The organism is Escherichia ruysiae, from assembly GCF_031323975.1.
In the GTDB taxonomy this organism is placed as follows: Bacteria; Pseudomonadota; Gammaproteobacteria; order Enterobacterales; family Enterobacteriaceae; genus Escherichia; species Escherichia ruysiae.
On record NZ_JAVIWS010000001.1, the window covers coordinates 4,264,047 to 4,276,114 of the forward strand.

The window sequence follows — 12,068 nt, forward strand, 5'->3', positions numbered from 1 at the left end:
TGGTTCACTGCCGTACAGGCAGCTTAGAAATGTAGATAAATAGCTGTTTGAAAGGCATGTTAGTTCACTGCCGTACAGGCAGCTTAGAAAGAAAATATTCTTGCTGATGAAGTTTCGACTGAGTTCACTGCCGTACAGGCAGCTTAGAAATCGGAATCTATTGCTAATTTGTATTTTTTAGCGTTCACTGCCGTACAGGCAGCTTAGAAAGATTGAATATCTGCGAGATCAACGGTGGTTGCGTTCACTGCCGTACAGGCAGCTTAGAAAGCTCTGGCTACCGGCGGTTGCAGGTCTGGCTCGTTCACTGCCGTACAGGCAGCTTAGAAAGACAACGAACGCTATTTCATTGTGACTGAATAGTTCACTGCCGTACAGGCAGCTTAGAAATGAGAAATATGCTCCGTCACATACCCTTCCGTGTTCACTGCCGTACAGGCAGCTTAGAAAAGAAATGGTGCGGCTTCACATGGGTAGCTTATGTTCACTGCCGTACAGGCAGCTTAGAAAGTGTAGTAATTCGGACATTTTGAGTTATCGCCGTTCACTGCCGTACAGGCAGCTTAGAAATGTTAATTTCTGGCATGAACAGCGATACATCAGTTCACTGCCGTACAGGCAGCTTAGAAAGGGGATTCCTGGTCTTCGACGGGCAGCTCGTTGTTCACTGCCGTACAGGCAGCTTAGAAAGCGATGCGGTTACCCTGTCCGCGCCCACGATAGTTCACTGCCGTACAGGCAGCTTAGAAATCATTAATCGCTCGCGAACGCGCGCTAATGAGGTTCACTGCCGTACAGGCAGCTTAGAAAGGGTCGTCGTTCCTGCTCGATGCGTTATCGAAGTTCACTGCCGTACAGGCAGCTTAGAAAAGACACTCTCTGGTGGAGAGAAGCGGAAGATTGTTCACTGCCGTACAGGCAGTTTCACAATACGTAATGGTAGACGTTTGGTCATATCATGATGCTCTCAACGTCAAAACATTAGCCTTAGCACACAATAACAATTGTAATAATTGCGACAGAAATCAATTTCCTGCACAGAAATCAATGTTGTACTAATCCTAACGCCTTAAAACAAAAATAATCACAGGATGTGTTTATGTCTTCAAATTACCTTACTCCTTCTGACCTCAAAACTATTCTCCACTCCAAACGCGCCAATATTTATTATCTGGAAAAATGCCGGGTGCAGGTGAATGGTGGGCGAGTGGAATATGTTACCAGTGAAGGTAAGGAGTCGTACTACTGGAATATCCCTATTGCGAATACCACGGCGTTGATGTTGGGGATGGGAACTTCCGTTACCCAGGCGGCGATGCGTGAATTTGCCCATGCGGGGGTGATGGTAGGATTTTGTGGTACGGATGGCACACCGCTTTACTCCGCCAATGAAGTAGATGTTGATGTCTCCTGGCTCAGCCCACAAAGCGAATATCGTCCTACCGAGTACCTTCAGCAATGGGTTTCTTTCTGGTTTATTGAAGACAAACGACTTGCCGCCGCGAAACGTTTTCAGTTAATCCGCCTGACACATATTGATAAGCACTGGACCAGCGCGAAAATGCAGCGTGAACACGCATTTCAACCTGATACCAGCGTGCTCCAGACCTTGATAAATCGTACTCGCGAAGAAATAGACGCGGCAGAAAACCATACGCAGCTTATGCTCGTAGAAGCCAAAATGACCAGGGCGTTATACAAAATGGTCAGTCAAACAGTGGGCTATGGCGATTTCACCCGCGCAAAACGGGGCGGTGGGATTGATATGGCCAACCGTTTCCTCGATCAAGGGAATTATCTGGCCTATGGCCTGGCGGCAGTGGCGGCGTGGGTAACAGGTATTCCCCACGGTTTAGCGGTAATGCACGGTAAAACACGTCGCGGTGGGCTTGTTTTTGACCTTGCCGATCTGATTAAAGATGCCCTTGTTATGCCACAAGCATTTATCGCCGCAATGGCGGGAGAGAATGCTCAGGAGTTTCGTCAACGCTGCATCAATATCTTTCAACAAGCGGATGCGCTGGATGTCATGATCACCTCTCTGCAGGAAACGGCTCAGGCACTGGCTAAGGGTGACCAATGAACGTCCTGATTATTTCGCGATGCACAAAAAATGCTCGTGTTGAGAGTTGCCGTATTATTGATCAGTTTGCCGAACGCACAGGTGATGCCGCATGGCAAACGGTGATTACTCAGGAAGGTGTTAACACTTTACGCCGTTTACTGCGCAAAACGGCAAGACGAAACACAGCGGTTGCTTGTCACTGGCTGAAGAAGAATGGGCAAACGGAGCTGATGTGGATTGTCGGCAATATTCGTCGCTTTAATGATCAAGGCCGCGTTCCCACAAATCGAACAACGCAAACCAGCCTGGTGAACAAAGAAGAACATCGCTGGCAGTGCGCGGAAAGCATTGCGCTGCTGGCGGCTATTGCTGGGTTATTTCATGATTTTGGTAAAGCAGGACGCAGCTTTCAGCAAAGCCTGACCAAAAAGAGTGCACGAAGTTATCAACCTTACCGGCATGAGTGGATTTCGCTGCGGCTTTTTCAGGCTTTTGTCGGTAAGCAGTCAGATGATGTGTGGCTGGAAAAACTTGGGGAATTAACGGCAGATGATGAAACCGCGATTCTTGAGCGCCTGCAAAAGGACACGCCTCATTTTTCCAATAGTCCATTCAGTTCGCTGCAACCACTCGCCAAAACGGTAGGCTGGTTGATCCTTTCCCATCATCGAATGCCGGAGAATCTTTCGCCACAACCGGAACAATCATGCAAAGGCTGTGAAAGTTGGCTGGAGAAGCAACTCAATGCTGACTGGAATGCCGTTAACCACCGTAAGAATGACTGGTCACCTCAGGATTTCGAGCAAGTCTGGCAGTTTCCGGCAGGCACTCCGCTTCAAAGCGCGAGCTGGCGAGAAAAAGCGCGTCAGATTGCCCGTCGGGCGCGTAACGCTGTCGGTTTAAAGGAATGGGGGCTGATGGAGCAACTGTTTCCATTACATATGGCGCGTTTTTGCCTGATGCTTGCCGATCACTACTATTCATCTAACGACGCGCAGCAAAAATGGCAAGATCCGAATTATATCGTCTGGGCAAATAGCGATCGGCAGAGCGGCACGCTCAAACAACGGGTAGATGAGCATCTTGTGGGCGTCGCGCATCATGCGTATTTGCTTGGGCGGCAACTGATGCACACACGGGCATCGCTTCCGGCAATTGCCCGACATAAAGGTTTTAACCAGCGAGCTACAGATGCGAAATATCGCTGGCAGGACAAAGCCTGGGATGTGGCGCGTGCGTTACGTGAACGCAGTCGGGAAGATGGTTTTTTCGGTGTCAATATGGCCTCGACGGGGGGCGGTAAAACCTTTGCTAACGCCCGAATTATGTATGCGCTTGCTGATGAGCGTGAAGGGTGTCGCTTTACCATCGCATTGGGATTACGTACGCTGACTTTACAAACGGGTGATGCTCTGCGCAGCCGGCTTGGACTCGGTGAGGATGAGCTGGCTGTACTGATTGGTTCGGCGGCAGTCAAACAACTCTGGCAGCAGGAAAAAACAGACAATGATTGTGGAAGTGCTTCGCAAGAGTCGCTGGCAGAGGAGCAACAGTTTGTTAAATACGAAGGCAGTCTTCATACCGGGGCGCTGGAAAAATGGTTGAAGGATGACAGCAAACTTAAGGAGTTAGTAAGCGCACCGATTCTGGTAGCAACGATTGATCATCTTATTTCCGCGACCGAAGGTGTGCGTGGCGGGAAACAGCTTCCGGCGATGTTGCGTCTGTTAACCAGTGATTTAGTGCTCGACGAACCTGACGATTTTGATATTGCCGATCTCTATGCAGTATGTCGTCTGATGAACTGGGCCGGAATGTTGGGAACGCGGGTATTACTTTCTTCCGCGACGTTGCCGCCAGATTTGATTCAGGCTCTGTTCGCGGCTTATCTTGCCGGGCGCAAAATGTGGCAGGCGTCATGCGGCACGAACGGCAGACCCGTCAATATCTGCTGTGCCTGGTTTGATGAAAAAGATGCCGATGCCACACAAATTGGTGATGGCGCTACTTTTCGTGAGACGCACAAAAAGTTTGTTGCGCGACGAGCGTTAATGTTGGCTGAAAAAGAACGACTGCATTTCGGGCGTATAGCTTCGATTTCATCCCCATCAAGCGCGACTCAGGATGTTATCGAAAGCGTGGCTCAGACGGTACATGAGCAAATGTTGAAGTTGCATCAGGCGCATCGCCAGCAACACGAAAGCGGCAAAACTGTTTCGCTGGGTCTGGTGCGCTTCGCCAATATTAATTCTCTGGTCGCGGTGGCCAAAGCTCTGATTACCATTCCTTCACCAGAAGATGTCTGCATTCATTATTGCGTTTACCACTCCCGACATCCGCTGGCGGTACGTTCAAATATTGAGAAGCGGCTGGATCGCGCTTTTACTCGTCATAGAGAAGATGATTTCTGGAAAAACGAGGATATCGCTGAAGCCTTACATAAAAGTCCGGAATCGCACCATATTTTTGTGGTGTTGGGCACATCAGTTATAGAAGTGGGGCGTGACTGGGATGCGGACTGGGGAATTATTGAACCGAGTTCTATGCGTTCGATTATTCAATTTGCCGGACGTATTCAACGCCACCGCAGAAATGTGCCAACCAGTGAGAATCTGGTTATTTTGCGGAGCAATATCAAAGCATTGCAGAAAAAATGCCCCGCATTTTGTAAACCGGGTTTCGAAACAAAAGATCGCGTGCTGAATAGCCATGATATTTGCGAGCTGATACCACTCACGGACTACCGGACGATTAATGCCTTACCACGGATCTTACCTGCCAATAATGAAAATAAACTGGCGGAACTTGAGCATAGTCGTTTATTCACCGAGTTGATGAGTAGTAAAAGCAAACATGTGGTAGCTGCGCAATGGTGGCGCGCACCGCTAAGCTGGAACGGCTGGATGCAGCGCCAGACGCCTTTTCGTTATTCGTCGTTACCGGAAGCGGTGTTTTTTCTGCATATGGATGACGAAGAAAGTAAAGCGAGTTTCTATTCCCGCATGGGCGACAACGAGCGTAAAGAGCAGGGGAATTTCAAACGAGAAGACGTGATATGCGCCAGCGGCGTTGCTTGCTGGGGCATGATGGATTACCAACAAGTTTTGTTGGATCTGGCTGTTGAGCACAGTTGTGAGATTAATCGTGTCGGGGAAAGGTTTGCTGAAGTGAGAGTACCCGTCTGTGACGAAGATGCGCTCAACGGCTGGCATTATCACCCATGGTTAGGGGTGTTTCGCGCCCCGTGAAGGGGCGCGAGCTGCCTGTACGGCAGTTTACAAGTCCGTATCCGGAGATACATCTATTTCTAAGCTGCCAACGGCAGTGCGTGAATATTAATCTCGCAACTATTATGTTTCAAATGATTTATGCATGGTAATATAACTTTGGTTTATTGCATTGGGTTTAGCTAGATTAATGCGTAGATACATCTAGGTGAACTATCCATGATTATCACCACGGGTGTTGTCCCTTTTGCTGTATGCGTCGTTGTACTGAAGCCATGTTGAGCTACGGAGATTTTTCAGTGAAGTTAGGGAACAACTTTAATTTGATGGATTAACGAAAGGAGCCGAGATGGAAAAAACGGCGCTAATACAATTTATTACTGATTACATCGCTTCGCGAAGGCAACCCAAAATCGATGCTTTTGAAAAAGAAGCAGCAAAGAGGCTGGAGCAGAGCGATGATGCCAGCGCCATCGCTCAGGAACGGCAGGAACTTGAAGCACGCTACCTGCCTCGTAACTGGTTAACGGATGCGGCGAAGCGTGTTCGTTCTATAAGGATAATCTCCCACGGGGCAAAATATAGTAATGGTGACTCCAAAGCATATGGACGTTATTTGGAGAAATTCGTCAGCGAGGGATATTTAAATACAGCATCACTGGCAATTATTAAAGAGGATGCTGAAGGCAACGCTGCATTTTATGATGTTGCAAAAATACTCCTAACAGATGTTCACGGAGATTCGTTACTCGCCAGCTTAAAACGTGGCGATTATCAATCATTAAATGCCTTTGCGTTGGATGATGAACAACTAAAACAATGGGTTGAATGCTTTAGTCAAGCATATGCATCGGAGTGGATAAAAGCGCACAAACTATCGAAGCAAATCTATTTCCCTGTGGATGATGGTTATCACCTGTTATGCCCGCTGTTTTCCAGCTCACTGGCGCAGGCAATGTATGAAAAGCTAACCGCTGTGCGCTTTAGCGAGGAATCAAAAGCCATTCGCGATGCGCACAAGGCAGGTAAATGGCACTCACAGCCAGATATTCGTTTCCCTAATCTTGCTGAGATGTATTATGGAGGTGGAAATCAACAGAATATCTCCCTGCTAAACAGTGCCAGAGTTGGACGCGTCTGGTTGTTGCCATCAATGCCCCCCACCTGGACGACGCAGGAGCGCGCACCACAAAACATGCGCAGTATTTTTGCCTTACGCGGTTATTTCAATCGCTCAGCTTCGGGCACTATCGCCCGGATGACCTACTTACTGAAAGTTGACATAAACAATGTTCATATTCGTACTGCGCGCGCGAAATATATTGATGAGTTGATAGATTTGCTGTTCATGCAGGCATCCTCTTTTCAGCAAGAAAAATGGCAGGGGTGGTCAGCACAATCACCAGAATTACCTCGTCACCAGCAGCTTTGGCTGGACCCGTGGCGAAGCTTGTCAGATGAGGCTTTCAAACTGGAGCGTGAGAAAAACGACTGGCAGAGGATAGTCGCTGATGACTTCGCGCGCTGGCTGAACTATCGCCTGAAAAAAGCAAGTTTCGATGTGGGAGCCGTCGAGCAAAGAGAGTGGCGTAGTCAGTCCCTGTTCACTCAACGGATGCGTGAAATGGAAGCCGTTTTGCAGGAGGCGCTGAAATGAGTTATCTGCTCTTGTTACCCCATATACGCATAGAAAACGCTAACGCCGTTTCCGGGTTGACCTGGGGATTCCCGGCGATGACCCATTTTCTCGGCTATGTTCATGCGCTTTCTCGCAAAGTGGTGGATGAATTTGGCGTAAGTTTTGCCGGTTGCGCAGTCGTTAGCCATGAACAGCATATTCAGGCGTACAGTTCCGGGCGCGATTTTCAGTTTGCTCTCACCCGTAACCCATTAACCAAAGAAGGTAAAACTGCCTCGTTCAATGAAGAGGGGCGTATGCACCTGACGGTTTCTCTACTTGTTGAATGTAATGGCGAAATTACTAATGGTGAATACGGTAGAAAAGCCCTGTGTGACCATCTGAAAATGCTTTGCCAGAGCCATAAACTGGCGGGTGGCAGCATTGTCAGTATGCGCGATCCGCAGCTTTTTCATGCACCAGAAGATGAAAAGCAACTGCGTAAAATCATCTGGCGTTTAATGCCGGGTTACGCGCTTTACGATCGCAGCGAATGGCTGGCTGAACATCACCAACAACATCCTGACATATCGTTGCTTGATGCCTGGCTCGATTTCGCCGCCATTAAATATCAGGCCGAATCCCCGGCTGAAGACAATACCGCACAATGGACATACCAGCCGAAGCCAATGCCCGGTTTCCTCGTGCCATTAATGTGTGGTTACCAACGTATTTCTCCTGTGTACGCCTCTGGTGAAGTTGAAAATGCGCGCGACACCGTGACGCCATTTGCTTTTGCCGAAGCCGTTTATGGGATTGGTGAATGGCGCGGATTACATCGCATCACTGACCTGCAACCGCTGATGTGGCGCTACCGTACAACGGACACTGGATACTATTGCTCGGCAATACCACTCGTTGACGACCCTATAACTCATGAAGATGACGATTCAGAATAAGGACATAATTATGGCAAAGGCTCCTGTAGCAATAAAAACAGCATCGGTACTGGCATTTGAACGCAAACTGGCAACATCCGACGCGGTGATGTATGCCGGTAACTGGCAAGGAAATGAATGGCAACCTATTGAGATTCAGGAGAAAGCGGTTCGTGGAACCATCTCTAATCGCCTGAAGAACACGATTACCAGCGATCCCACCAAACTGGATGCTGAAATCCAAAAAGCCAACCTACAACGGGTGGATGTGGCTTCGCTTCCGGTAGATGCAGATACGCTAAAAGTGGTGTTTACGCTGCGAGTGCTGGGTAATTTATCTTCACCTTCAGTATGTAATGATATGGCCTATCAGGAGGCGCTTTCTGAGGTCATTGAAGGTTACATCAGCGAGCATGGCTTTAAAGAGCTGGCGTTACGCTATGCGCTGAATCTGGCAAATGGTCGTTTTTTGTGGCGCAACCGCATTGGTGCTGAGCAGATCCAGGTGAAAGTTACTGCTAATGATTCGTCCTGGACTTTTAACAGCCATGACTTCTCCTTACGTCAATTTGATCAAGGCCAGAGTAGCGTCACAGAACTGGCGGCAACGATTGAACAAGGATTAAGCGGAAAAGAGTGGGTCATGCTTACGGTTGAGGCACAGGTTCGCCTCGGTGCCGGGCAAGAAGTCTTCCCATCACAGGAACTGGTGCTCGACAGTAACAGTAGCAAAAGTCGTGTGTTGTACCAGGTTGCAGGCATTGCCGGTATTCACTCCCAAAAAATTGGCAACGCTTTACGTACCATTGATACCTGGCATCCGAAGGTTGATGAGTTGGGAGCTATCGCTGTGGAACCTTATGGTTCTGTAACCAGTCGCGGTGTCGCTTGTCGTCAGCCAAAAGAAAAACTCGATTTTTATACCTTACTGGATAATTGGGTGACTAAAGGCGTCAAACCGGAAGTTGATCAGCAGCACTACGTGATGGCTGTCTTGATTCGTGGTGGTGTTTTTGGTGAGAAAGCGGAATAAGGAGCTGTCAATGGATCACTATCTTGAGATCCGTGTTCTGCCCGATCCTGAATTTTCGAGTGAAATGTTGATGGCGGCGTTATTTGCCAAATTGCACCGGACATTGGGTGCAAGAGGGCAAGGTGATATCGGCGTGAGTTTCCCGGACATAAACGTTACGCCAGGAGCGCGCTTACGCTTACATGGTAGCGCCCCGGCATTGCAGGAGCTTGAAGACTCAACGTGGCGTAAAGGGCTTACGGATTATTGCCAATGTTCGCCTGTCACTCCCATTCCAGAAATAAAGGGCTGGCGAGTGGTAAGTCGTGTGCAGGTTAAAAGTAACCCACAGCGTCTGTTAAGGCGTTCAGTGAAAAAAGGCTGGCTTACTGAAGAACAGGCGATTGAGCGACTGGCGACGCAAGCTGAACAGCGGACCGATTTACCTTTTCTTAATATGAAGAGTTTGTCGAGTCAGCAACAGTTCAAGTTGTTTATCCAGCACGGTGATTTGCGCGCAGAACCGGTTAAAGGGGAATTCAGTAGTTATGGATTAAGCGCAACAGCAACCATACCCTGGTTTTGATGTTTTGCAATTATTAAGATGCCTGGCCGTGCGGCTGGGCTTTTTTTTAGTGTGGCCTGGCCGTTGAGAAGATGTGTTGGATATTAATTGTTCATATCCGGGATGTTGTTTTCTTTGCTAAAAAAGTTTTATTGCTAAACCATTTCCTGGAGAGAGAGTTATTGAGCTGGGAGGTATACGAAGCCATCTATATGCGAAAAAAAAGCCCGTACTTTCGTACGAGCTCTTCTTAAAATATGGCGGTGAGGCGGGGATTCGAACCCCGGATACGTTGCCGTATACACACTTTCCAGGCGTGCTCCTTCAGCCACTCGGACACCTCACCAAATTTTTGTTGCCTGACCTCATGGGGGCAACGGGGCGCTACTATAGGGAGTTGGAGTAAAACGGTCAAGAAGAATTTATTTAGATTGGTTTGTTTGGTTATGCATTGTTCATGCGGTTCATCCGTCCAGGATTGTGAATGTATATGCTCTGGGCAATTATTTATCAAAAGCTACGCTGGAAATATGAGATTGAAGACATTCTAATCGACCCTTTTTTCAGGGTGAGATGTAACGCATTGATTTTATTTATTACTATTTTGATGCCTCGAAAAAGGGTATGAATTGGAGATTTTGTAAGTTTTAACAGTAAATCAATCGGATAGTTTGTTATTATTCCAGTTCACTGCCGTACAGGCAGCTTAGAAAGCTGAGCAAAACGCATTAACACAAGACTGGTCGTTCACTGCCGTACAGGCAGCTTAGAAAGAACAAAATTACCGCTGGCAGCATACGAAGGTGTTCACTGCCGTACAGGCAGCTTAGAAAGTTCGGAGTCGGCCTGTTCTGGCTTAAACTGTGTTCACTGCCGTACAGGCAGCTTAGAAAAAGCATGACGGCCAAATCACTCTTTGCAGAAAGTTCACTGCCGTACAGGCAGCTTAGAAACACACCAAAACTGCTAACCATAGCAGCCCATTGTTCACTGCCGTACAGGCAGCTTAGAAATGGACGCTGATGACCTGAGCGATGAAGAAAAAGTTCACTGCCGTACAGGCAGCTTAGAAAGGCAAACCAGGATGCGTATTATGACGACGAGCGTTCACTGCCGTACAGGCAGCTTAGAAACTGCTCCTCTAATTTATGCAGATATGCGTTTAGTTCACTGCCGTACAGGCAGCTTAGAAACGTGCATCATGAATCATGCTGTTCAGCACGCGGTTCACTGCCGTACAGGCAGCTTAGAAAGCCGAAGCCCGGCGTAGCCGGTACGGATCATCGTTCACTACCGCACAGGCAGTTATAAAATCCATAACCCAATATTTATTTTCTTCCTTAACTCCAGACGCAAAAAAGGCCGGTTAAACCGACCTTTTACTCGTTCTTTCTCTTCGCCCATCAGGCGGCAAAACAATCAGCGACTACGGAAGACAATGCGGCCTTTGCTCAGGTCGTACGGGGTCAGTTCAACAGTCACTTTGTCGCCCGTCAGGATGCGGATGTAGTTTTTGCGCATTTTACCGGAGATGTGTGCAGTAACCACGTGACCGTTTTCTAACTCTACGCGGAACATGGTGTTAGGCAACGTTTCAAGAACGGTGCCTTGCATTTCAATATTGTCTTCTTTGGCCATCTAATCCTCTGGGGTATCACTACCGTAATTTGAACCGGCAAGATAATGCCGAAGTTCTGTAAATAAGTAAAGATTTGCGCGCTAAATCGCAACAAACAGGTTTGGCACATAACTCCGAAAACACACGGCTAAGCCGCACCAAAAGCGCAACGTATAAGGGAGCGGTGAGATAAACGATGGGCGTTACCTGACGCGAAAAATTCCTTATCGGCAGCGGAGTAATGAGCGTAACCAACTCTGCGACCGCAATTATAACACTCTGGAGAGAAATGTGCCGAAAACATTCATTTCTGAGGCGAAAACAATTGCCGTGGCACCCAGAAGTTATTCGGCAATCGTTCCGGGCGCATTTGATTAAGATAATTGAGGTAATCCCTGCGGGGAATTTCGCAGGCGCCAAGCGAAGCTGTGTGATCATTAAGCACCTGACAGTCGATTAATTTGCCACCGTGATGGATAAATTCTTCGCAGAATACCAGGAGCGCCGTTTTGGACGCATTTTCCATGCGGCTGAACATCGACTCACCACAAAATAACGTTCCCTGCGCCACGCCATATATGCCGCCGACAAGCTCGTCTTCACGCCAGACTTCAATCGAGTGGGCATGACCCAACTCGTGCAGGCGGTAGTAGGCTTCAACCACGTCGCGCGTGATCCAGGTTCCTTCTTCGCGATCGCTGGCACAACCTTCAATAACCTGACCAAAGGCGTAATTCATTGTGACACGATAGGGCGAGCGTTTATGAAAGCGTTTCATACTGCGACTAATATGCAGTGATTCTGGCCATAATACCGCGCGCGGATCGGGCGACCACCACAGAATGGGGTCGCTAGGAGAAAACCACGGAAAAATACCGCGTTGATAAGCCATTAACAGACGCGCAGGGCTTAGATCGCCCCCCAGCGCCAGCAAGCCGTTAGGCTCACGTAATGCGCCTTCCGGGGAAGGGAAGGCTATTGAATGGCGAGAAAGCTGAACCAGGCGCATGACCGCAAAACTCCAC

General features: G+C 48.4%; 8 protein-coding genes, 1 tRNA gene and 2 CRISPR repeat arrays (1 of these 11 only partly in view). Of the genes, 6 read left to right on the plus strand and 3 right to left on the minus strand.

The features are described 5' to 3' along the window. A CRISPR array of direct repeats spans positions 1 to 930; the repeat unit is 28 nt; unit sequence GTTCACTGCCGTACAGGCAGCTTAGAAA (it extends 118 nt beyond the left edge of the window). Positions 931 to 1,099: 169 nt separating this feature from the next. From cas1f to cas6f, 6 genes are all read left to right on the plus strand, one after another. Continuing rightward, on the plus strand, positions 1,100 to 2,083 hold the full coding sequence (cas1f, locus tag RGV86_RS20445) for a type I-F CRISPR-associated endonuclease Cas1f (protein ID WP_085460570.1): 984 nt from the start codon (positions 1,100 to 1,102) through the stop codon (positions 2,081 to 2,083). Continuing rightward, a complete protein-coding gene (gene cas3f / locus RGV86_RS20450) occupies positions 2,080 to 5,313 on the plus strand; it encodes a type I-F CRISPR-associated helicase Cas3f (protein ID WP_309508446.1) in 3,234 nt (1,077 codons plus the stop codon). The genes cas1f and cas3f overlap by 4 nt, the downstream gene beginning before the upstream one ends. A gap of 328 nt (positions 5,314 to 5,641) precedes the next feature. Further along, positions 5,642 to 6,949, plus strand: a complete 1,308-nt coding sequence (csy1, locus tag RGV86_RS20455; RefSeq protein ID WP_309508445.1) for a type I-F CRISPR-associated protein Csy1 — start codon at positions 5,642 to 5,644, stop codon at positions 6,947 to 6,949. After that, positions 6,946 to 7,869, plus strand: coding sequence for a type I-F CRISPR-associated protein Csy2 (gene csy2 / locus RGV86_RS20460; protein WP_032225505.1), 924 nt, complete (start codon positions 6,946 to 6,948; stop codon positions 7,867 to 7,869). Before csy1 ends, csy2 begins: the two co-directional genes overlap by 4 nt. A 10-nt stretch (positions 7,870 to 7,879) precedes the next feature. After that, on the plus strand, positions 7,880 to 8,881 hold the full coding sequence (gene csy3 / locus RGV86_RS20465) for a type I-F CRISPR-associated protein Csy3 (RefSeq protein ID WP_137598423.1): 1,002 nt from the start codon (positions 7,880 to 7,882) through the stop codon (positions 8,879 to 8,881). Positions 8,882 to 8,891: 10 nt separating this feature from the next. Beyond that, positions 8,892 to 9,446 (plus strand): type I-F CRISPR-associated endoribonuclease Cas6/Csy4, encoded by a 555-nt coding sequence (cas6f, locus tag RGV86_RS20470; RefSeq protein ID WP_000350180.1) that lies wholly within the window; start codon positions 8,892 to 8,894, stop codon positions 9,444 to 9,446. A gap of 237 nt (positions 9,447 to 9,683) precedes the next feature. Here cas6f and RGV86_RS20475 read toward each other — a convergent pair. From RGV86_RS20475 to aat, 3 genes are all read right to left on the minus strand, one after another. Continuing rightward, a tRNA-Ser gene (locus RGV86_RS20475) sits at positions 9,684 to 9,771 on the minus strand. 339 nt (positions 9,772 to 10,110) lie between these two features. Further along, a CRISPR array of direct repeats spans positions 10,111 to 10,678; the repeat unit is 28 nt; unit sequence GTTCACTGCCGTACAGGCAGCTTAGAAA. Positions 10,679 to 10,844: 166 nt separating this feature from the next. After that, positions 10,845 to 11,063: a translation initiation factor IF-1 gene (infA, locus tag RGV86_RS20480; RefSeq protein WP_001040187.1), complete on the minus strand. Its 219-nt coding sequence runs from the start codon at positions 11,061 to 11,063 to the stop codon at positions 10,845 to 10,847. Between the two features lie 284 nt (positions 11,064 to 11,347). Then, entirely contained in the window at positions 11,348 to 12,052 is a 705-nt protein-coding gene (gene aat / locus RGV86_RS20485) for a leucyl/phenylalanyl-tRNA--protein transferase (protein WP_309508444.1), read from the minus strand. Positions 12,053 to 12,068 lie beyond the last annotated feature (16 nt).